Source organism: Roseovarius nanhaiticus (genome assembly GCF_900156535.1).
Taxonomy (GTDB): Bacteria; Pseudomonadota; Alphaproteobacteria; order Rhodobacterales; family Rhodobacteraceae; genus Roseovarius; species Roseovarius nanhaiticus.
Genome location: NZ_FTNV01000003.1, coordinates 207,202 through 227,267 on the forward strand (window position 1 = coordinate 207,202; position 20,066 = coordinate 227,267).

Sequence of the window (20,066 nt, forward strand, 5' to 3'; positions counted from 1 at the left end):
ATGGGGATTGATTACGTCCTTTTCGACCGTCTGGTCGAGCTGAGCACAAGGTTCCGGCCCGAAGGCCGGACCGTGATGCTGGGACGTCAGAACTTCCCCATTCAGACCAAGCACCGTCACCTTTACGAGAAGACTTTGGCCGATCATGGCATCGACGCGCGCCGTTTCGACTTCACCCAAGAGGACGGCTTTGCCGAAACCTTGATGGAGAAGTTGGGCTTCGGTGCGATGGAGACCATGGATTTCTCGGATTACGAGGGGGCGGGCATTCTGCACGACCTCAACCAGAAGCCCGAGAAAAACCTCGAAAACCAGTTTGATCTGATCTTTGATGGCGGCACGGTCGAGCATGTGTTCAATGTGCCGAACGCCCTGGAGGGGCTTTTTCGGATGCTGAAGCCCGGCGGGCGGCTGATCTCGGCCAATGGGCTGAATGGCTGGTATGGCCACGGCATGTACCAGTTCAACCCCGAGCTGGTCTGGACCTTCTGGAAGCGCGCCTGCAATTGCAATGTGCTGGATTGCCGGGCCATTCCGGTGGAGCCGGGTGGCGCCTTCGGGCATGTGGAATTCGGCGACCCCGCCGAGACGGGCGTGCGCCTGCGGCTGAAGAACCAGATTGGTCCGGGACGCACATACCTTTATTACGAGATTGAGAAGACGGCGCAGTCGCACCTGCCGGATTTCGCGCTGCAAAGCGATTACGAGACCCGCTGGAACGGCGCCGCAAATGCCGGTAAGACGCGGCTGGACAGTGAGACTCAGGCAACCCCGATTGCGAGGAGCTGACGCAATGGCGAATATCGATTATGGACGCGCAGCCGGTTACTTTCTGCTGAGCGATGTGTGGAAGGGCTTGCGCCTTGGCCTCAAGTATTTCTTTGCGCCCAAAGCGACGCTGAATTACCCGCACGAAAAGGGCTATCTCAGCCCGCGCTTTCGCGGCGAGCATGCCCTGCGCCGGTATCCCAACGGCGAAGAGCGCTGCATCGCCTGCAAGCTGTGCGAGGCGATCTGCCCCGCGCAGGCCATCACCATCGACGCCGAGCCGCGCGATGACGGAAGTCGCCGCACCACGCGCTACGACATCGACATGACGAAATGCATCTATTGCGGCTTCTGCCAGGAGGCTTGCCCCGTCGATGCCATCGTCGAAGGGCCCAACTTTGAATTCTCGACCGAGACCCGCGAAGAGCTGTTCTACGACAAGGACAAGCTTCTGGAGAACGGGGACCGCTGGGAAGCCGAGATCGCCCGCAACCTCGAGCTGGATGCGCCCTACCGATGAGCGATGCATCCAACCCGTTCGAGCAGATGATGCGCCAGATGCAGGACATGGCCAAGACCATGGGCCCGGCGATGGACGCGTTCTCGCCCAAGTCATTCGAGGCGATGTGGCAGACGATGCCCAAGGATCTGATGGAGATGACCTTCGGCAAGGGCTTGAACCCGGACGGGCTTGATGCCAAGACGCGCCTGCTGCTGACGCTGGCAGGGCTGACCATGCAGGGCGCACAGGCCGACAGTGCCGTGCGTCTGACCGTGCGCCACGCCCGCGAGGCGGGGGCGACGGATGCTGAAATTGCCGAGACGATCGCCCAGATGGGGATGTTCGCCGGCGTCCCTGCCACCACCCGCGCGATTGCACTGGCGCGCGAGGTGATGGACGGGGACAAAGAGGAAGGAAAAGACACATGACCGCGATGGCCCTTGCGTTCTATCTCTTTGCGATATCGGCTTTGGTCGGTGGCCTCTTTACCGTTGTCAGCCGAAACCCGGTCCATTCGGTGCTGTGGCTGATCCTCAGCTTCATCAGCGCCGCGGGCCTTTTCGTTCTTTTGGGCGCCGAATTCGTCGCGATGCTGCTGGTGATCGTCTATGTCGGCGCGGTCGCGGTCCTGTTCCTTTTTGTCGTCATGATGCTGGACGTGGATTTTGCCGAACTAAAAGCCGAGATGGCAAAGTACATGCCCCTCGCATTGCTGATCGGTGTGATCCTCCTGATGCAATTCGGCATCGCCTTCGGCGCGTGGGAGACGTCCGCCGGGGCCGAGGCTGCCGCTGTGGCGCCGACCCCTGCGGATACGCAGAACACCGCCGCGCTGGGTTTGCTGCTCTATGACAAGTATTTCCTACTGTTCCAGCTGGCGGGTCTGATCCTGCTGGTCGCCATGATCGGCGCGATCGTTCTGACGCTGCGCCACCGCGTGGACATCAAGCGGCAGAACGTGCTGCACCAGATGTGGCGCGACCCAAAGAAAGCGATGGAGCTGAAGGACGTCAAGCCGGGGCAGGGTCTATAGGCGCCCGCCCCGTCACTCGCTGAACACGGCGCATTGGTGCGCCTTTTGAACCAAGGGATGAAACGCATGTCCAGAAATACAATCGTCGTGCTTGTGGTCGTGTTGATCATCATCTTTGGCGGATATTCTCTGATCGGCTAGTCAGCCGCCAAGGCGCCCGACCAGAGGCGCGCGACAGGAAAGACTGAGGGACAGACATGATCGGAATTGAACATTACCTGACGGTAGCGGCGACGCTGTTCGTCATCGGCATCTTCGGGCTCTTCCTGAACCGCAAGAACGTCATCATCCTGCTCATGTCGATCGAGCTGATGCTGCTGGCCGTGAACATCAATCTGGTCGCCTTCTCCAGCTTTTCGGGCGATCTGGCGGGGCAGGTGTTTACCCTGCTGGTCCTGACCGTCGCCGCCGCCGAGGCCGCCATCGGCCTTGCGATCCTCGTCTGCTTCTTCCGCAACCGCGGCACGATCGCGGTCGAAGACGTCAACGTGATGAAGGGCTGAGCCAATGGAAAAGATCATCCTATTCGCCCCGCTCGTGGGCGCGATCATCTCTGGCTTCGGCTGGCGCATCATCGGCGACAAGGGCGCGCAGTGGGTGTCGACCTTGCTGCTGTTCCTCGCCTGCCTTCTGTCCTGGGTGGTATTCTTGGGCCATGACGGCGAGATGCAGCAGATCCACATCATGGATTGGGTGCAATCGGGCCTGCTCGACACCAGCTGGTCGATCCGTCTGGATCGCCTGACCGCGATCATGCTGATCGTCATCACCACCGTGTCGGCGCTGGTTCACCTTTATTCCATGGGCTACATGGCCCACGATCACAACTTCAAGGAGGGCGAGACGTATCGCCCCCGCTTCTTCGCCTATCTGTCGCTCTTCACATTTGCGATGCTGATGCTGGTGACGGCCGACAACCTCTTGCAGATGTTCTTTGGCTGGGAAGGCGTGGGCCTCGCGTCCTATCTGCTAATCGGGTTCTATTATCGCAAGCCTTCGGCAAATGCCGCCGCGATCAAGGCGTTCGTGGTCAACCGCGTCGGTGATTTCGGCTTCTTGCTGGGCATCCTGATGATCTTCTTCCTGACGGAGTCGATCAATTTCGCCGATGTATTCGCCGCCGGTCCGCAACTTGCGGAAACCACGGTCCGCTTTCTTTGGACTGATTGGAACGCGGCCAATCTGATCGCTTTCCTGCTCTTTGTCGGCGCGATGGGCAAATCGGCGCAGCTGGGTCTGCACACATGGCTGCCTGACGCCATGGAAGGCCCGACGCCGGTGTCGGCGCTGATCCACGCGGCGACAATGGTGACCGCCGGTGTGTTCCTGGTCTGCCGCATGTCGCCCATCATGGAATTCGCGCCCGAAGCGATGCTGTTCGTGACGTTCCTCGGCGCAACGACCGCGTTCGTCGCCGCCACGATCGGACTGGTGCAAAACGATATCAAGCGCGTCATCGCCTATTCGACCATGTCCCAGCTTGGCTACATGTTCGTTGCGGCGGGTGTCGGCGCCTATTCGGTCGCCATGTTCCACCTGCTGACGCATGCCTTCTTCAAGGCGATGCTGTTTCTTGGTGCAGGCTCGGTCATTCACGGCATGCACCATGAGCAGGACATGCGGAACTATGGCGGCCTGCGCAAGAAACTGCCCTACACCTTCTGGGCGATGATGATCGGCACGCTGGCCATTACCGGCGTCGGGATTCCGCTGACCGGCTGGATCGGCTTTGCCGGCTTCGCGTCCAAGGATGCCGTCATCGAAAGCGCGTTTGCCGCGAGCCAAGGCGGCTATGCCTTCTGGATGCTGGTGGCCGCCGCGCTGATGACCAGCTTCTATAGCTGGCGCCTGATGTTCCTCACCTTCTTCGGCACGGCGCGCGGGGACAAGCATACGCACCAAAACGCGCACGAGTCGCCGATGGTCATGCTGGTGCCCTTGGGTGTTCTGGCCGTTGGTTCGGTGCTGGCGGGCGCCATCTGGTATGGCAGCTTCTTCGGCAAGACGAACGAGGTCGTCAAATTCTTTGGCGGCAGCTATGGCGAGCCGGCGCAGGAGCTGGTCGAGGCCGTGGCCGAGCGCAGCCCCAAAGCCTCCGAGCTGCATTATGTGATGGAGAGCGCGCCGGGCGAGGCGGCGATCTATATCCGCCCTGAAAACACCGTGCTGCATGAGGCGCATTACGTGCCCACCTGGGTCAAGCTGTCGCCTTTCGTCGCGATGCTGGCGGGTCTTCTGATCGCTCTGTGGTTCTATATCTGGAGCCCTGGCACGCCCGCCACTTGGGTGGCCGCACAGCGTCCGCTCTATAACTTCCTGCTGAACAAGTGGTATTTCGACGAGATCTATGACGTGCTGTTCGTGCGGCCCGCCAAGAAACTCGGCGGCTTCCTTTGGAAGCGCGGCGATGGCGGTGTGATCGACGGCGGGATCAATGGGCTTGCGATGGGCATAGTGCCCTTCTTTACCCGCCTCGCCGGCCGAGCGCAGTCTGGCTATATCTTTACATATGCCTTCGCCATGGTGATCGGGATCGCGATCCTTGTCACATGGATGACGTTCACTGGAGGGGCAAACTGATGGAAAACGTTCTGTCGATCACCACGTTCATCCCTCTGATCGCGGCGGCCATTCTGGCCATTTTCCTGCGCGGCGAGGATGAGGCGGCACAGCGCAATGCCAAATGGGTGGCACTGGCCGCGACGGTCGTGACCTTTGTCGTTTCGCTCTTCATCCTTTTCGATTTCGATCCCAGCAATACCGGCTTTCAGTTCGTAGAAGAGCGTGAATGGCTGCTGGGTCTGCAATACAAGATGGGCGTCGACGGGATCTCGGTTCTCTTCGTCATGTTGACCACCTTCATGATGCCGCTGACCATCGCGGCGTCCTGGGGCATCAAGACGCGCGTCAAGGAATACATGATCGCGTTCCTGATCCTCGAGACGCTGATGTTGGGCGTGTTCATGGCGCTCGACATGGTGCTCTTCTATCTCTTCTTCGAGGCTGGCCTGATCCCGATGTTCCTGATCATCGGCATCTGGGGCGGCAAGGAGCGGATCTACGCCTCGTTCAAGTTCTTCCTCTATACATTCCTCGGCTCTGTCCTGATGCTGGTTGCGATGGTCGCCATGTTCTCGGATGCGCGCACTACCGATATCACGGATCTGATGCGCCACGGGTTTGACAGCGAAACATTCAGCGTCTTGGGGATCACCATCGTTGGCGGCATGCAGACGCTGCTCTTCATCGCCTTCTTCGCCAGCTTCGCGGTCAAGATGCCGATGTGGCCGGTCCATACCTGGCTGCCAGACGCGCACGTGCAGGCGCCGACCGCGGGGTCGGTCGTGCTGGCCGCGATCCTGCTCAAGATGGGCGGCTACGGCTTCTTGCGCTTCAGCCTGCCGATGTTCCCCATCGGGTCCGAAGTGATGACGCCGCTGGTACTGTGGCTGTCGGCCATCGCGATCGTTTACACGTCGCTCGTGGCGCTGGCGCAGGCGGACATGAAAAAGCTGATCGCCTACTCGTCGGTCGCCCACATGGGCTATGTCACCATGGGCATCTTTGCGGCGAACCAGCAGGGCGTCGATGGCGCGATCTTCCAGATGCTCAGCCACGGCTTCATCTCGGGCGCGCTCTTCCTCTGCGTCGGCGTGATCTATGACCGGATGCACACGCGCGAGATCGATGCCTATGGCGGTCTTGTGAACCGGATGCCGGCCTATGCGCTGATCTTCCTCTTCTTCACCATGGCGAATGTCGGTCTGCCGGGCACCTCGGGCTTCGTGGGTGAATTCCTGACACTCGTCGGCATTTTCCAGGTCAACACCTGGGTGGCGCTGGTGGCGACTTCGGGCGTGATCCTGTCGGCCTCCTACGCGCTCTGGCTTTATCGCCGGGTCGTGCTGGGTGATCTGATCAAGGAGAGCCTCAAGTCGATCAAGGACATGACGGGCCGCGAGCGGGCGATCTTTGCGCCGTTGGTTGCCATGACACTGCTCCTGGGTGTCTATCCCAGCCTTGTGACGGACATCATCGGCCCCTCGACCGAGGCGCTAATCTCGCAATATGACACCGCGCTGGCGGAGGGTGGCAGTGCCGCCGTCCAGACCGCCGAAGCCGCGCAATAGGAGGCCCAGATGATCCAGGCTGATCTGAACGTTATTCTGCCCGAGATCGTCATCGCCGTTTACGCGATGCTGGCCCTTTTGGGCGCGGTCTACACGATCAAGGACCGCGCGGCGGGCCTGTTGATCTGGCTGACCGCGGCGCTTTTTGTCGCCATGGCCTTCTGGATCGGGACCACCGGTTCGGGTGCGCGCGTAGCATTTTCGGGCATGTTCATCGATGATGGCTTTTCGCGCTTTGCCAAGATCATGATCCTGATTAGTGCCGCCGCCGTCATGGTGATGGGACAAGACTACATGGCGCGCCGTGGCATGCTGCGGTTCGAATATCCCATTCTCATCGCGCTTGGCACTGTCGGCATGATGGTGATGGTCAGCGCCGGCGATCTCATGTCGCTGTATATGGGCCTCGAATTGCAGTCGCTGGCGCTGTATGTCGTGGCCTCGCTGCGCCGCGACAGCGCCAAGTCGACCGAGGCGGGCCTCAAGTATTTCGTGCTGGGCGCGCTCAGCTCGGGTCTGCTGCTCTATGGTGCGTCGCTGGTCTATGGCTATGCTGGTACGACGGGCTTTGCCGGAATCATCGATGCCGCCGAGGGACGTGCGCCTCTGGGCTTGCTGCTGGGCCTCGTCTTTGTCATGTCGGGCCTTGCCTTCAAGGTCAGCGCCGTGCCGTTCCATATGTGGACGCCCGACGTTTACGAAGGCTCGCCGACGCCGATTACCGCGTTCTTTGCGACAGCGCCCAAAGTGGCGGCCATGGCTCTCTTCGCGCGGGTCGTGTTTGATGCATTTGGCGGCATTGTGCCTGACTGGCAGCAGATCGTCGCAGTGATGAGCGTATTGTCGATCTTCTGGGGTAGTTTTGCCGCGATCGGGCAAACCGATATCAAACGCCTGATGGCCTATTCGTCGATTGCTCATATGGGCTTTGCGCTGATGGGCCTTGCCTCGGGTACGGCGTTTGGCGTGCAGGCGATGCTGATCTACATGGCGATCTACGTCACGATGAATATCGGTACCTTTGCCTTTGTCTTGTCGATGCAGAAGGACGGCCTTCCGACGACCGATATCCGCAGCCTCAACCTTTATTCCAAGGCGCATCCGGGCCGGGCGCTGGCAATGCTGGTCCTGCTCTTCAGCCTTGCGGGCGTGCCGCCGCTGGTGGGCTTCTTCGGCAAATTCTACGTGCTGCGCGCGGCCTACGAGGGCGGACTTGTCTGGCTGGCTGTGCTGGGTGTGGTCGGCTCGGTGATCGGGGCGTTCTATTATCTGCGCATCGTCTTCTACATGTATTTCGGCGAAGAGGGTGAGGCGCTGGACCCGCCGGGATCGCCCGTGCTCTGGGGGTTCCTCATGGTGTCGGCGGCGATCATCGGTTTGGCCTGGCTGCCGGGGATCAACCTCTTTGGTATCGAAGGCGCGGCGCAGGCGGCGGCGGCGACGCTGGTTAACTGAGCCTGGCTCGCCAAGCATTAAAAACGGTGACGCGCCATGGGGCGCGTCGCTTTCGTTTATGGCAGCCTTGAGGGCTGCATGCGCTCCGCGCGGGAGTATTTTGAGAACAATGAAAGATCCGGATTGGCCGATAGGGTATGCGCGCCTCATACTGGACGAGGTGGATAGCACCAATGCCGAGGGGCTGCGCCGTGCCGCCGATCTGGCGGGGCCGACCTGGATCCATGCCGCGCGGCAGGTGGCGGGGCGCGGGCGCCGCGGCCGGGCCTGGAGCGATCCCGTTGGAAATTTTGCGGCGTCGCTGGTGCTGCGGCCCGAGGGTGCGCCGGGCGAGGTGGCGCTGCGCTCCTTTGTGGCGGCGCTGGCGCTGCATGATGCGCTGAGTGCGGTCGCACCGGCGGCGGATCTGGCACTGAAATGGCCCAATGACGTGCTGCTGGCCGGCGGCAAGCTGGCAGGAATTCTGCTGGAGGGAACGAGCCATGGTGCGCGGATGGACCATTTGGTGATTGGCATCGGCGTGAATCTGGTCGAGGCGCCGTTGCGGGGCGAGGGTGCTGTGGCACCGGTTTCGCTGCGCGGTGAGACGGGCGTCGTGATTGCGTCCGAGGCGCTGCTGGCCCATCTGGCGGCGGCTTATGCGCGGCGCGAGGCAACGTTCGCCACCGAGGGGTTCGAGCCGATCCGTGCCGCCTGGATGGCGCGCGCGGCGCGGCTGGGCCAGGAGGTGACGGCGCGGACCATGCAGGGCGAGACGCGCGGCATTTTCGAGACGGTGGACGAGGCGGGCCAGCTGGTGCTGGCCACGCCGGGCGGGCGCCACGTGATCCCGGCCGCGGATGTGTTTTTCGACAGGGAGGCGCTTTGATGCTGCTGGCCATTGATTGCGGCAATACCAATACGGTCTTTTCCATCTGGGATGGTGAGACCTTCCTTGTGACCCTGCGAACTTCGACCCATCACGCGCGCACGGCGGATGCCTATTTCACCTGGTATTCGACTTTGGTGAAGCATTACGGGATCGAGGTGGATATCACTGACGTGATCATCTCATCCACCGTGCCGCGTGTCGTCTTCAACCTGCGCGTCTTTGCCGACCGGTTTTTTGGCTGCCGGCCCATGGTCGTGGGCAAGCCTGATTGCGCGCTGCCGGTAGCGCCGCGTGTCGATGCGGGAACGCTTATCGGGCCTGATCGTTTGGTCAACACCGCCGGCGCTTATGCGCGCCACGGCGGGGATCTGATCGTGGTGGATTTCGGCACCGCCACCACCTGCGACGTGGTGGCCGAGGATGGCGCCTATGTGGGCGGCGTAATCGCGCCGGGGGTCAACCTGAGCCTCGAGGCGCTGCATATGGCCGCCGCCGCGTTGCCCCACGTGGATGTGACCACGCCGCCGCGTGTGATCGGCACGAATACGGTCGACTGCATGCAGTCCGGGGTCTACTGGGGCTATATCGGCCTTGTCCAAGGCCTCTGTGATAAAATTCGCGCGGAATACGCGCGCCCGATGAAAGTGATCGGAACGGGTGGCCTCGCGCCGCTCTTTGCCCAAGGCGCCGATCTGTTTGATGAAATCGAAGATGATCTGACAATGCACGGACTGACCGTGATCCACGACTACAACAAGAAAGGCTGACGCCTCATGAGCAATGAACGTGTAATCTATCTGCCCCTCGGTGGGGCAGGCGAAATCGGTATGAATGCCTACGTCTATGGTTACGGCAAACCCGGCAAGGAAAAGCTGATCCTCGTTGATCTGGGCGTGACCTTCCCAGATATGGACGGCTCGCCGGGGGTGGACCTGATCCTTCCGGACATTTCCTGGCTGGAGAAGCGCAAGAACGATCTGGAGGCGATCTACGTCACCCACGCGCACGAGGACCACGTGGGCGCGATCGCGCATTACTACGCGCAACTTGGCGCGCCTGTTTATGCACGCGCCTTCACTGCCAATATCGCGCGGCGCAAGATGGGCGAGCATGGACATCCCGAAAAGGCAGTGAAGGTTGTCGAGCCTTGGCCGCAGACGGTCAAGAGCGGGCCTTTTACCTTAGGTTTTGCGCCCATCTCGCATTCGATCCCCGAAAGCTCGGCCCTGGTGATCGACACGCCCAAGGGGCGCATCGTGCATACCGGCGATTTCAAGATCGACACCAATCCCGGCGTTGGCGAGCCGTTTGACCACGCGATGTTCGAGGATATCGGCAAGGACGGCGTTCTTGCGCTGATGTGCGACTCGACCAACGTCTTTTCGCAGCACGAAGGCCGGTCCGAGTCGACCGTCGGCCCCGAGATCGAAAAGCTGGTGGCCGGCGCCAAGGGTATGGTCGCCGCGACTACCTTTGCCAGTAACGTGGCACGCGTTCTCACGTTGGCCGAGGCGGGCGAGCGGGCAGGGCGCAGCATCTGCCTGATGGGCCGCGCGATGCGCCGGATGGTCGAGGCATCCATCGAGACAGGCGTTCTGGACCATTTTCCGACCGTGGTCAGCCCCGAGGATGCCAAAAACCTGCCGCGCGACAATGTCATGCTGATCGTCACCGGAAGCCAGGGCGAGCGGCGCGCGGCCAGTGCGCAGCTGGCCAATGGCAAGTATCAGGGGATCAAGCTGAAGGAGGGGGACCTGTTCCTCTTCTCGTCCAAAACGATCCCCGGCAACGAGCGCGGCGTCATTCGCATCATGAACCAGTTTTCCGAGATCGGAGTCGATGTGGTCGATGACGATGCCGGACGCTATCACGTCTCGGGCCACGCCAACCGGCCAGATATCGAGACGATGCACACGCTGATCAAGCCGCAGATCGTGGTGCCCATGCATGGCGAGCATCGCCACCTGCGCGAGCACGTCAAGATCTGCGAAGGCAAGGGTATTCGCGGTGTTTTGGCGGTGAACGGCATGATGATTGACCTGACCGCCAAGAAACCCAATGTGGCCGAGTATATCGAGACGGGCCGCACCTATCTGGATGGCACGGTGCGCGTGGGTGCGCTGGACGGCGTGGTGCGCGACCGGATCCGCATGGCGATGAATGGGCACGTCACGGTCAACGTTATCCTTGACGAGGACAACGAGAGCCTTGGCGATCCCTGGTGCGAGATCAAGGGCCTTGCCGAGACAGGCACCTCGAACGCGCCGCTGATCGACGTGCTGGAGGAGGACCTGTCTCAGTTCATCAATCGCGCGGGCAAGAAGGTGCTGGCCGATGAGGACAAATTGGACGATGAGCTGCGCCGCATCACGCGCCAGTCGGCCAATAACGAGATCGGCAAGAAACCCGAGGTCACCGTGATCGTCAGCCGCCTGAGCTGATGGTCGCGGCGCCTGTGGGCCGTGCAGACTACAAAAAAGGCCCCGATCACCAAGTGATCGGGGCCTTTTCTATTCTGGCTCGCTAATGCTTAGCTGGCGCGCCGGTCTTCGAAGCTGAGGGCGATGAAGCTGGGCATGTGATCGCCCATGCCGACGACCTTGTCGCCGCCGCCATTGCCGCCCCCGCCCGAGCGGCCACGGCCACCACGGCTGCGCGAACGGCCGGACTTTCCCTCCTGCTCGTCATCATTGCGCGCATCGCGAGGCTTTTCGCTGCGCTCTTCGCGCGGTGCGGCCTTCTCGGGTTCGGCTTTGGGGGCCGGCTCGGGCGCGTGTTCGGGCGCGCTCTGCGTCTGCGTCCCGCTGGTCTCTGGCGCTGTGGCGCCTGCGTCCTCGGCACCTGAGGGCTTGCGCCGGCTCCGGCTGCGGCGCGGCTTGGGCGGCGTATCTGCTTCGGCCTCGGGGGCGGGCGCTGCCTCGGGCGTGTCGCCCAACGGGTTGGGCAGGCGCGGGATGTCCTTCTGGATCAGCGCCTCGATCGCGGCCATGTTTTTCTCGTCCTTGGGGACGCAGATCATCATCGCCTTGCCGTCGCGGCCCGCGCGGCCCGTCCGGCCGATGCGGTGAACGTAATCCTCGGGGTGGCTGGGCACGTCGAAGTTGAAGACGTGGCTGACCGCGGGCACATCGAGGCCGCGCGCGGCCACGTCCGAGGCCACCAACAGACGCAGATCGCCTGCGCGAAAGCCGTCAAGCGTTCGTGTGCGCTGGCTCTGGTCCAGATCGCCGTGGATGGGCGCCGCATCATAGCCATGCTTTTTCAGAGACTTGGCAACAGCATCCACATCGATCTTGCGATTGCAGAAGACGATGGCATTGGTGCACTTGTCGCCCTCACCGTCGATCATCATGCGCAGGATGGCGCGCTTTTCGGACGCCTCGCGGTCGCGGCGCGTGGCCTTGAACATCACGACGCCCTGCTCAATCGTCTCGCTGGCCGTGGCTTGGCGCGCGACCTCGACCCGCTCGGGGTTGCTGAGGAAGGTGTTGGTGATGCGCTCGATCTCGGGCGCCATCGTGGCGCTGAAGAAGAAGGTCTGGCGCGTGAAGGGTGTCAGGCTGAAGATACGCTCGATATCGGGGATGAAACCCATATCAAGCATGCGGTCCGCCTCGTCGACGACCATGATCTGCACGCCCGTAAGCAGCAGCTTGCCGCGCTCGAAATGATCGAGCAGGCGACCGGGTGTGGCGATCAGGACGTCAACGCCCTTGTCGATCAGCTTGTCCTGCTCCTTGAAGCTGACACCGCCAATCAGGAGGGCCTTGGTCAGCTTCAGATGTTTGGAGTAGGTGTCGAAATTCTCGGCCACTTGCGCGGCGAGTTCGCGCGTGGGGCACAGCACCAGGCTGCGCGGCATGCGCGCGCGGGCGCGGCCACGGGCCAAGAGCGACAGCATGGGCAGCGTGAAGCTGGCCGTCTTGCCGGTGCCGGTCTGGGCGATGCCCAGAACGTCGCGGCCCTCGAGCGCGGGGGGAATCGCGCCGGCCTGAATGGGGGTGGGGCTGGTATAGCCAGCCTCGTCGATGGCCTTGAGGACCTTCGGGTTCAGATTCAAATCAGAAAATTTGGTCATGTATATCCGTAGCTTACGGACACAACTTGGCCCGCACGTCTGATCGGGTCCGGGCCCGTACGGCCCCGTGGTTCTCCACATATGTGGACCCTCGTGGCGCATTTATCCCAAGAAAGGGCGAATGGTCAATCGGCTGCGGTTTTTGCGCATCAATTGCGGCATTTAGGTGCGGATCGTCGCCTGTGGCGAAACAGTCATGCGAGTGATTGCAAGGCCTAGCCTGCTTGCGGAAAAACCCGCGTCCGCGCGGCGTCGAGATTTAGGTCGATCCGGTGCAGATGGCCGTGCGCCTCCAGCCGGGCGCGCAGCTCAGGCGTAGCGGTGCAGACCTCGTCATAAAAGCGGCGCAGCGCCTCTTCGCCGCCATCCTCTTCGATCGCGGTGAAGAGCGCGTTCATCGTTGTCGGTACGCTGGACGGTCCTTGCAGGTCGGGCCGGTAGGAGCCTGCGGCAAGACGGTAGCGATAGGCGCGCTGCCACGCATCATAACTGGGCGCGTGCAGGTGGCACAGGCGCGTGCCATCCAGATCGACATCATTGGGCAAGCGGCCAGCGGCGCCGAAGGCGTTGTGAATGCGCAGGCTGACCTCCTCGGATCCGGTGCGCACGAAAATCTTGCCCGCGACGTGGCTGAGAAAGCCGCCATTGAGTAGCGCGCCGTAGGTGGGGTAGATGTTTTCGGTCTCGATGTTGCGGGGGCCTTGGCGCGGGTGGCAACCCTTGAACCATTGGGGCGCGCCACCGCCGGGCTGGGCCAGCGCCTCGATAGGGCGGATGCGCGCGGTGCGGATGTCGGGGGCAAGCGCGGCCAGCTGGGCGGCTAGCGACACGTCGCCGGGCATCAGAAATTCGTCCACGTCGATATGGCCGAGCCAATCGACACCCGGATCGCGGCGATAGGCGCGGGTGGCATTCGCGGTCTGCCGGGCCTGATGCTTGACCGGGCGCTGGCGACGCTTGGCCCAATAGGCCTCATCGGTGACGGTCACGCGGCAATTCGGATGGGCGCGCAGGGCGCGGCGGGCCTTGGGGCAATCCTCGTCCAGATAGATGTGCAGGCGGTGCGCGCCCAGCTCCAAATGATAGGCGGCAAAGTTCAGGATCGCTTCGGCGGGCGCCTTGATGGTCGACACGAGGCCCCATGTGATCGTTTTGGTCATTGAGCCGCTCGTTTCTTTACCTGCCTTGGCGCGCAGGATGGCGTGGCGCGGGGCAGGGCGCAAGCCGCCGGTTGGCGCACGGCAGTTTTGAGTAAAATTTTACACAGTGCGTTGATGGCAGCACGGCAGGATGGCAGGCTGCGCATATGATAGTGCCGCAGCGCGTGTGTGTGAAAATGTTGAGACAGGTATTCGTGATCCTTGCGCTGTTGGTGGTGCCGCCTGGCGAGGTGACGGCGCAAGACGCCGCAGATGTGCCGCTGGATGCCGAGCGGCTCGGGCAGCTGGTAGAGGCACTGGACCCCGGCGCTCAGGCGCAGGGCAATGGCTGGCGGATGGTGATCGAGGGGCAGATCGTGCTGCTGACAACAGATCCCGCCGCCGGACGCCTGCGCGCCATGGTTCCGATCCGCGCGGCGGACAGCCTGGAGGCGCCCGAGCTTGACCGCATGCTGCGCGCGAATTTCGATACCGCGCTCGATGGGCGCTACGCCATTTCGAGCGGGCTGGTCTGGTCACTATACGCGTCGCCGCTGGCTGGCCTGGGCAAGGCGCAGTTGATCTCGGGGCTGGCGCAGGTGGTCACGCTGGCGCGCAGCTATGGCGGCGCCTACAGCAGCGGAGTGATGCAGTTCGGGCCGGTTGAGGATGGCGAGACGCCGGGTGGCCTGCTGCGGCGCCTTCTGCGCCGAGGGCAGGACATCTAAGCGCGCGCACTGGGCGTTGCCGCCTTGCTGCATCTTGCACTCGCGCCAGCGGGGCTCTACATCCTTTGGCAATGGGCCGCGGTCGCGGCAATGACGATGAGGAGCGCGCAAAATGGGCCTGCAAGCCACCGATATCGAGGCAATGATCCGCGAGGCATTTCCGGACGCCGAAGTTCACGTTCAAGGCGATGATGGCGTGCATTTCTCGGCCGAGGTTGTTGACGCGTCCTTTGCCGGCATGAACCGCGTTCAACAGCAGCGGGCGGTCTACGCTGCCCTCAAAGGCAAGATGGACGGATCAACCGGCGAGCTGCACGCACTGGGCCTGACCACACGCGCGCCGGGCTGAACCCTACGCGACGATTTTCCAAGATTTCCCCCGAAAGGACATCACATGACCGACGCAAAGACCCGTATCGACGAGACCGTCAAGGCATCCGACGTGGTGCTTTTCATGAAGGGCACCAAGGAGCAGCCGCAATGCGGGTTTTCCAGCCGCGTGGCGGGAGTGCTCAACTTCATGGGCGTTGAATATAGCGACGTAAACGTACTGGCGGACGAGGATATTCGCCAGGGTATCAAGGATTATTCCGACTGGCCGACCATCCCGCAGCTCTACGTCAAGGGCGAATTTGTCGGCGGCTGCGACATCATCACCGAGATGACCCTCTCGGGCGAGCTTGATACGCTGCTGGAACAGCAGGGCGTTGGCTATGACAAGGCGGCGGCGGACAAGATCCGCGAAGCCAACGGCTGAATACATGGTCCGCGCAGTTTGCGGCGGACGGATTTGAGTATTTTTGCCAAGATGAACAAGGGCGCGGTGCCGAAATGGGGCCGCGCCTATTCTTTTGCGGCGTTCGCCAACGCGCTTGCGAGATCACCGTAGCCGGTATGGCGATACTCAAACGCGAGGCCAAGCCGGCGCGCGCAATCTTCGGCTTTGGCATAGAGCGCCGGGTCTTCGGTCTGGGCCTGGTAGACCAGCTTGGTGTAATTGCCGAAGATCATGTCGCGCAGCTGTGGGTGACGATCGAGGCCCATCGGGCGCCAGACGAAGGCGTCGAACTGTTTGACGAGAAAGTCGGTCAGATAGAAGGCCGTGATCTCGTCTTCATGCTGCCCGAAGGCATCGTTGCCCTCGAAAAAGCTGTAGCAATGAGGGCCTGCGATCATCTCGATGCCCAGCTCGTCGCATTTCGCCTTGAGCAATCCGCCTGTGCCGCAATCGGCATAGGCAACGAAGATGCTGTCGAAACGGGTGCGATGCTTGGCCACGGCCTCTTCGACCGCTTCGGTGATCTGCTCGGGATAGAGGTGCAGCTTGGCCGGGAGGCAGACGAGGGTCATGTGATTCCAGCCATTGAGGCGGATCAGCGCGAGGATCTCGCGCGCCAGCGCACCGCAGGCGATGATGAGGATCGTGCCGCGCGCGTCCTCGACCTGCAGGCCTTCTTCGGTCAGGACCGTATCGGCCGGCAGATCGGCTATGGAAGAAGGTGCGGTATCGGACATCATGCGCATGGCTCCGTCTTGGCTGGAAACTATAGCCGGGGCTGCGCCAGAGGCAAAGCGCAGGCGCCGCCGGACGTGCTGCCAGGCCCGTCGCGGGCCTGGCCTCACTCACGCGGCGCAGCCTTCTAAGATCAGGCGGTCGCGCCCTGGTTATGCTTGCGCAGCACGAATTCCTTGGCTGTCTCGACCGCGACGGCCGCGTCGCGGCAATAGGCGTCTGCGCCGATGGCTTTGCCGAATTCCTCGTTCAGCGGTGCGCCGCCGACCAGCACAATGTAGTCGTCGCGGATGCCCTGTTCGATCATCGTATCAATCACGACCTTCATGTAGGGCATCGTCGTGGTCAGAAGGGCGGACATGCCGAGGATGTCCGGGCCTTCGGTTTCGAGCGCGTTCAAATAGTTCTCGACGGGGTTGTTGATGCCCAGATCGACCACCTCGAACCCGGCGCCTTCCATCATCATGCTGACGAGGTTCTTGCCGATGTCGTGAATGTCGCCCTTGACCGTGCCGATCACCATCTTGCCGACGCGGGGTGCGCCTGTCTCGGCCAGAAGCGGCTTGAGGATGAACATGCCGCCCTTCATCGCGTTGGCGGCCAGCAGAACTTCGGGGACAAAAAGGATACCGTCGCGGAAGTCCTTGCCCACGATGGTCATGCCGCCGACGAGAGCCTTGGTCAGGATGTCATAGGGGGTCCAGCCACGCTCGAGCAGGATGTTGACCCCTTCCTCAATCTCTTCCTTGAGGCCGTCGTAAAGGTCGTCGAACATCTGCTGGACAAGCTCGTCGTCGTCCAGGTCCGCAAGGATGATGTCGTCTTGGTCTTCGGACATGATGTGATCCCCTTATGTGAAAGGCGCGCGGCGCCCTTGATCTTTTTACGCTGCGCCACGTTTCGTCGTTTTCACGCGATCCCACTAGGCGATTTGCGACACAGGCCGCATCCAGACCGACTTAACCTGTTCAATTATGGGCGGGAAGGGCCGAAATATGCATGTTCATTATGGCGTTCTTGCATGTGTTCGCCGTTTGTTCTATATTTCAGTGCATGAGCCACCATCAGACCTTTCCCTTCTGCATGGAGCGCCCCGCGCGGGGCGCGGTGTCCAACGATGCGGGCCGGTTCGAGCGCCATGCGCGCCGCTATGAAGCGGATGGCTGGGAGGTGCAGGAGGCGGCGCCACTGCGCACCCAGACCACGCTGGAAGTGCCGCGCCGGGTGATCAGTTACAACCGATCGCCGGATCTGCCCTTCGATCGGTCGATCAATCCCTACCGCGGTTGCGAGCATGGATGCATCTACTGTTTTGCGCGCCCGACCCACGCGTGGCTGGGCCTGTCTGCCGGGCTGGATTTCGAAACGCGCCTGGTTGCGCGGCCAGAGGCGCCCGACGTTCTGGCGCGCGAGCTGCGCCACCGCGCCTATACGCCGCGCACCATCGCCATTGGAACCAATACCGATCCCTACCAGCCCATTGAAAAGGTGCATGGGATCATGCGCAAATGCCTTGAGGTGCTGCGAGACTTTCGCCATCCGGTCGCCATCGTGACGAAGGGCACACTCATCGAGCGGGATATAGACATCCTGTCGGACATGGCGCGGCAAGGTCTGGTGCGGGTCGGAATTTCGGTCACCTCGCTCGATGCGGATCTGTCGCGCAAGCTGGAGCCGCGCGCGCCCACGCCGCATCGGCGGCTGGCGACGATCCGCGCGCTCAGCGAGGCGGGGATCGAGGTGCGGCTGATGACATCCCCCATCATTCCGGGACTCACGGATCACGAGGTCGAGGCGCTGTTGAAGGCCGGCCGCGATGCGGGCGCGATTGCCGCCAGCTGGGTGATGCTGCGCCTGCCGCTGGAGGTGGCGCCGCTTTTTCGGGAATGGCTGGAGACGCATTATCCAGACCGCGCGGCGCGCGTCATGGGGCATGTTCGCGGTATGCAGGGCGGCAAGGATTACGACAGCACCTTCGGCACACGCATGCGCGGAACAGGGCCCTATGCCGAGATGATCGCGCAGAGGTTCGAGGCCGGGCTACGGCGCTATGGACACGCGCGCAAGTTGCCGGATCTGCGCTGTGATCGCTTCAAGGCGCCAGCGCGCGCCGGGGACCAAATGTCGCTGTTTTAGCGTGGCGCAGGCTTTTCGATGAAAAGCCTGCGCCTTTTTCTTTGGACAAGAAGATGCCCGCGGGTCAGCCGCCCCGGCGGCGTGTCCGGCGCGGAGCAGGGGCGTCGTCGCCGGTGCCGTCGATGGCCGAGGAAAATCCGCCCAGGGCCTCTGTGATCTGATCAAGCGTCGGGCGCGGGCCCTTGGGGCGCGTCTCGAGCGCAACGCGCATTGCCGACAAATGCTCGGCCATCGTGCCGCAGCAACCGCCGATAATCGTGGCGCCCGCGTCGCGCGCGAGGCACGCGTATTCAGCCATCAACGCGGGCGTGCCATCATAATGGATGTGCCCATCGTGAAATTTCGGGATGCCGGCATTGCCCTTGGCGATCACGGGGCGCTCGGTGCCTTGTGCGACAAAGCCGAGAACCGTGCGCAAAAGATCTGACGAGCCGACGCCGCAATTGGCGCCATAGGCGAGCGGCTTGTAGTCCAGCGTTTCGACCATGTCGGCCATATCGGACGACGTCATGCCCATCATCGTGCGCCCGGCGGTGTCGAAGCTCATCGTGCCGCACCACGGCATATCCGCCAGTTTGAACGCCTCGGCGGCGGCCTTGTATTCCTCGGGGGCGGAAATGGTTTCCAGCCAGAGCACGTCCGCGCCGCCTTCCTTCAGGCCTTCGGCCTGCTCGTGGAACATCTCGACCGCAATCTCGTGGGTCAGCGTACCCATCGGAGCCATGATCTCGCCCGTGGGCCCGACCGAGCCCGCGACGATCACGTCGCGGCCTGCCGTGTCGGCGACTTCGCGGCCAATTTCGGCAGACATCCGCGACAATTCACGCGCACGCTTTTGTGCGCCGTGCAGTTTCAGCCGCGAGGCATTGCCGCCAAAGCTGTTGGTCAAGAAGAGATCGCTGCCCGCATCGACGGCCATCTTGTAGAGCTTGGTGATGCGGTCCGGGTGCGTCTCATTCCAGAATTCGGGCGCGTCTCCGGACTCGAGGCCCATATTGAAAAGGTTGGTGCCCGTGGCGCCATCGGCCAGGATCCAGTCGCGCTGCGACATCATCTTGGAAAGTGCGTTGCTCATCAAATCATCCAAATCCGCTGTTGCGCGTCGTGCTATCAGCCCTGCTTGTGACACGCGCGGGCGCGGGCCGCAAATTCATAACACGCATCAAGATGTCGCGCTGCGGCTGCGCACCGGCAGGGACCACAGGCCGGAGGCCCGTGGCCTGCGCCCTGCCTCAGTTTTCGGCGACCAGCTGCGCCTTGGCGGCGGCCATCAGCTCGGCGCGTTTGGCGCGGATCGTGTCGGCATCGGCCTTGTCACCCAGATCGGCGGCAACTTTGCGGATCACGTCCTCAAACCCGGCCTCTTCGAAATCGGCCTTGATGACCTCGCGCACATAGGCATCCACCTCATCGCCGGTCTTGCCCATGAGGTCTGCAGCCCACTGGCCCAGCAGCTTGTTGCAGCGCGCCTCTGCCTTGAACTTCATTTCCTCGTCATGTGCATATTTATTCTCGAATGCGTTTTCGCGGTCTTTGAACGTGCTCATGGGCGTGGTCCCTCTGTCATGATGGCCGGTAGTGGCTGGCGCAGAATGCGCCCTTTCAGATATGGCTGCACTCGCGCGCGACCGCAAGGGCGCTGCCTGCCCGCTTGCGGCAGCGCGGGCCATGTTCTACATACGCCCTATGACAGAGCGGGGCTGCGCCCCATTG

The 20,066-nt window shown here is 62.3% G+C and carries 21 protein-coding genes; 15 read left to right on the top strand and 6 right to left on the bottom strand.

The features are described 5' to 3' along the window. The 11 genes from BW975_RS14150 to BW975_RS14200 all read left to right on the top strand — a co-directional run bounded on the left by BW975_RS14150 (window position 1) and on the right by BW975_RS14200 (window position 11,200). The gene (locus BW975_RS14150) at window positions 1-789 is read left to right on the top strand and encodes a methyltransferase domain-containing protein (protein WP_076534974.1); all 789 of its coding nucleotides are present in this window, start codon (window positions 1-3) and stop codon (window positions 787-789) included. Between the two features lie 4 nt (window positions 790-793). Then, the gene (gene nuoI / locus BW975_RS14155; protein WP_076534975.1) at window positions 794-1,288 is read left to right on the top strand and encodes an NADH-quinone oxidoreductase subunit NuoI; all 495 of its coding nucleotides are present in this window, start codon (window positions 794-796) and stop codon (window positions 1,286-1,288) included. Then, window positions 1,285-1,698 (top strand): carboxymuconolactone decarboxylase family protein, encoded by a 414-nt coding sequence (locus BW975_RS14160; protein WP_076534976.1) that lies wholly within the window; start codon window positions 1,285-1,287, stop codon window positions 1,696-1,698. Before nuoI ends, BW975_RS14160 begins: the two co-directional genes overlap by 4 nt. Next, the gene (locus tag BW975_RS14165) at window positions 1,695-2,303 is read left to right on the top strand and encodes an NADH-quinone oxidoreductase subunit J (protein ID WP_076534977.1); all 609 of its coding nucleotides are present in this window, start codon (window positions 1,695-1,697) and stop codon (window positions 2,301-2,303) included. Before BW975_RS14160 ends, BW975_RS14165 begins: the two co-directional genes overlap by 4 nt. Before the next feature lie 197 nt (window positions 2,304-2,500). Further along, entirely contained in the window at window positions 2,501-2,806 is a 306-nt protein-coding gene (gene nuoK / locus BW975_RS14170; RefSeq protein ID WP_076534978.1) for an NADH-quinone oxidoreductase subunit NuoK, read from the top strand. A 4-nt stretch (window positions 2,807-2,810) separates the two neighbouring features. Continuing rightward, window positions 2,811-4,883: an NADH-quinone oxidoreductase subunit L gene (nuoL, locus tag BW975_RS14175; protein WP_076534979.1), complete on the top strand. Its 2,073-nt coding sequence runs from the start codon at window positions 2,811-2,813 to the stop codon at window positions 4,881-4,883. Beyond that, complete coding sequence (locus tag BW975_RS14180) at window positions 4,883-6,433, top strand: NADH-quinone oxidoreductase subunit M (RefSeq protein ID WP_092746245.1); 1,551 nt, start codon at window positions 4,883-4,885, stop codon at window positions 6,431-6,433. Before nuoL ends, BW975_RS14180 begins: the two co-directional genes overlap by 1 nt. Before the next feature lie 9 nt (window positions 6,434-6,442). Beyond that, window positions 6,443-7,888, top strand: coding sequence for an NADH-quinone oxidoreductase subunit NuoN (nuoN, locus tag BW975_RS14185; RefSeq protein WP_170846590.1), 1,446 nt, complete (start codon window positions 6,443-6,445; stop codon window positions 7,886-7,888). Window positions 7,889-7,997: 109 nt separating this feature from the next. After that, the gene (locus tag BW975_RS14190; protein WP_076534981.1) at window positions 7,998-8,756 is read left to right on the top strand and encodes a biotin--[acetyl-CoA-carboxylase] ligase; all 759 of its coding nucleotides are present in this window, start codon (window positions 7,998-8,000) and stop codon (window positions 8,754-8,756) included. Beyond that, on the top strand, window positions 8,756-9,526 hold the full coding sequence (locus BW975_RS14195; protein ID WP_076534982.1) for a type III pantothenate kinase: 771 nt from the start codon (window positions 8,756-8,758) through the stop codon (window positions 9,524-9,526). The genes BW975_RS14190 and BW975_RS14195 overlap by 1 nt, the downstream gene beginning before the upstream one ends. Window positions 9,527-9,532: 6 nt before the next feature. Beyond that, entirely contained in the window at window positions 9,533-11,200 is a 1,668-nt protein-coding gene (locus tag BW975_RS14200) for a ribonuclease J (protein ID WP_076534983.1), read from the top strand. A gap of 89 nt (window positions 11,201-11,289) precedes the next feature. On the opposite strand, the gene BW975_RS14205 is transcribed toward BW975_RS14200, so the two are convergent. Both BW975_RS14205 and BW975_RS14210 read right to left on the bottom strand, forming a co-directional pair. Then, on the bottom strand, window positions 11,290-12,837 hold the full coding sequence (locus BW975_RS14205; protein ID WP_076534984.1) for a DEAD/DEAH box helicase: 1,548 nt from the start codon (window positions 12,835-12,837) through the stop codon (window positions 11,290-11,292). A gap of 215 nt (window positions 12,838-13,052) precedes the next feature. Next, the gene (locus BW975_RS14210; protein ID WP_076534985.1) at window positions 13,053-13,997 is read right to left on the bottom strand and encodes a glycosyltransferase family 2 protein; all 945 of its coding nucleotides are present in this window, start codon (window positions 13,995-13,997) and stop codon (window positions 13,053-13,055) included. Window positions 13,998-14,173: 176 nt separating this feature from the next. Here BW975_RS14210 and BW975_RS14215 point away from each other — a divergent pair, with 176 nt between their 5' ends. From BW975_RS14215 to grxD, 3 genes are all read left to right on the top strand, one after another. After that, window positions 14,174-14,704 carry a hypothetical protein gene (locus tag BW975_RS14215; protein WP_076534986.1) on the top strand — a complete coding sequence of 177 codons (531 nt, stop codon included), beginning with the start codon at window positions 14,174-14,176 and terminating at the stop codon, window positions 14,702-14,704. Window positions 14,705-14,816: 112 nt separating this feature from the next. Further along, window positions 14,817-15,053 carry a BolA family protein gene (locus tag BW975_RS14220; protein ID WP_076534987.1) on the top strand — a complete coding sequence of 79 codons (237 nt, stop codon included), beginning with the start codon at window positions 14,817-14,819 and terminating at the stop codon, window positions 15,051-15,053. A 45-nt stretch (window positions 15,054-15,098) separates the two neighbouring features. Then, window positions 15,099-15,461 (top strand): Grx4 family monothiol glutaredoxin, encoded by a 363-nt coding sequence (grxD, locus tag BW975_RS14225; RefSeq protein ID WP_076534988.1) that lies wholly within the window; start codon window positions 15,099-15,101, stop codon window positions 15,459-15,461. An 86-nt stretch (window positions 15,462-15,547) separates the two neighbouring features. Here grxD and BW975_RS14230 read toward each other — a convergent pair whose 3' ends face one another. Continuing rightward, complete coding sequence (locus BW975_RS14230; RefSeq protein ID WP_244512584.1) at window positions 15,548-16,222, bottom strand: DUF1638 domain-containing protein; 675 nt, start codon at window positions 16,220-16,222, stop codon at window positions 15,548-15,550. Between the two features lie 128 nt (window positions 16,223-16,350). Beyond that, window positions 16,351-17,055, bottom strand: coding sequence for a corrinoid protein (locus BW975_RS14235; RefSeq protein WP_076534990.1), 705 nt, complete (start codon window positions 17,053-17,055; stop codon window positions 16,351-16,353). 215 nt (window positions 17,056-17,270) lie between these two features. On the opposite strand from BW975_RS14235, the gene BW975_RS14240 reads away from it, so the two are divergent. Further along, window positions 17,271-18,353 carry a PA0069 family radical SAM protein gene (locus BW975_RS14240; protein ID WP_076535255.1) on the top strand — a complete coding sequence of 361 codons (1,083 nt, stop codon included), beginning with the start codon at window positions 17,271-17,273 and terminating at the stop codon, window positions 18,351-18,353. A gap of 64 nt (window positions 18,354-18,417) precedes the next feature. Here the strand turns inward: BW975_RS14240 and bmt are convergent, their stop codons facing one another. Further along, window positions 18,418-19,428 carry a betaine--homocysteine S-methyltransferase gene (bmt, locus tag BW975_RS14245; protein WP_076534991.1) on the bottom strand — a complete coding sequence of 337 codons (1,011 nt, stop codon included), beginning with the start codon at window positions 19,426-19,428 and terminating at the stop codon, window positions 18,418-18,420. Between the two features lie 157 nt (window positions 19,429-19,585). Beyond that, window positions 19,586-19,900: a DUF1476 domain-containing protein gene (locus tag BW975_RS14250; protein WP_076534992.1), complete on the bottom strand. Its 315-nt coding sequence runs from the start codon at window positions 19,898-19,900 to the stop codon at window positions 19,586-19,588. Window positions 19,901-20,066 lie beyond the last annotated feature (166 nt).

Bases quoted from the DNA above. Each gene is read 5' to 3' on its own strand.
- BW975_RS14240 (WP_076535255.1), top strand. From the start codon at position 17,271: ATGAGCCACCATCAGACCTTTCCCTTCTGCATGGAGCGCCCCGCGCGG.
- nuoI (WP_076534975.1), top strand. From the start codon at position 794: ATGGCGAATATCGATTATGGACGCGCAGCCGGTTACTTTCTGCTGAGC.
- BW975_RS14205 (WP_076534984.1), bottom strand. From the start codon at position 12,837: ATGACCAAATTTTCTGATTTGAATCTGAACCCGAAGGTCCTCAAGGCC.
- BW975_RS14250 (WP_076534992.1), bottom strand. From the start codon at position 19,900: ATGAGCACGTTCAAAGACCGCGAAAACGCATTCGAGAATAAATATGCA.
- BW975_RS14215 (WP_076534986.1), top strand. From the start codon at position 14,174: ATGTTGAGACAGGTATTCGTGATCCTTGCGCTGTTGGTGGTGCCGCCT.
- bmt (WP_076534991.1), bottom strand. From the start codon at position 19,428: ATGAGCAACGCACTTTCCAAGATGATGTCGCAGCGCGACTGGATCCTG.
- nuoL (WP_076534979.1), top strand. From the start codon at position 2,811: ATGGAAAAGATCATCCTATTCGCCCCGCTCGTGGGCGCGATCATCTCT.
- BW975_RS14190 (WP_076534981.1), top strand. From the start codon at position 7,998: ATGAAAGATCCGGATTGGCCGATAGGGTATGCGCGCCTCATACTGGAC.
- BW975_RS14195 (WP_076534982.1), top strand. From the start codon at position 8,756: ATGCTGCTGGCCATTGATTGCGGCAATACCAATACGGTCTTTTCCATC.
- BW975_RS14180 (WP_092746245.1), top strand. From the start codon at position 4,883: ATGGAAAACGTTCTGTCGATCACCACGTTCATCCCTCTGATCGCGGCG.
- BW975_RS14200 (WP_076534983.1), top strand. From the start codon at position 9,533: ATGAGCAATGAACGTGTAATCTATCTGCCCCTCGGTGGGGCAGGCGAA.
- nuoN (WP_170846590.1), top strand. From the start codon at position 6,443: ATGATCCAGGCTGATCTGAACGTTATTCTGCCCGAGATCGTCATCGCC.
- BW975_RS14230 (WP_244512584.1), bottom strand. From the start codon at position 16,222: ATGATGTCCGATACCGCACCTTCTTCCATAGCCGATCTGCCGGCCGAT.
- BW975_RS14220 (WP_076534987.1), top strand. From the start codon at position 14,817: ATGGGCCTGCAAGCCACCGATATCGAGGCAATGATCCGCGAGGCATTT.
- grxD (WP_076534988.1), top strand. From the start codon at position 15,099: ATGACCGACGCAAAGACCCGTATCGACGAGACCGTCAAGGCATCCGAC.
- nuoK (WP_076534978.1), top strand. From the start codon at position 2,501: ATGATCGGAATTGAACATTACCTGACGGTAGCGGCGACGCTGTTCGTC.
- BW975_RS14210 (WP_076534985.1), bottom strand. From the start codon at position 13,997: ATGACCAAAACGATCACATGGGGCCTCGTGTCGACCATCAAGGCGCCC.
- BW975_RS14165 (WP_076534977.1), top strand. From the start codon at position 1,695: ATGACCGCGATGGCCCTTGCGTTCTATCTCTTTGCGATATCGGCTTTG.
- BW975_RS14150 (WP_076534974.1), top strand. From the start codon at position 1: ATGGGGATTGATTACGTCCTTTTCGACCGTCTGGTCGAGCTGAGCACA.
- BW975_RS14235 (WP_076534990.1), bottom strand. From the start codon at position 17,055: ATGTCCGAAGACCAAGACGACATCATCCTTGCGGACCTGGACGACGAC.
- BW975_RS14160 (WP_076534976.1), top strand. From the start codon at position 1,285: ATGAGCGATGCATCCAACCCGTTCGAGCAGATGATGCGCCAGATGCAG.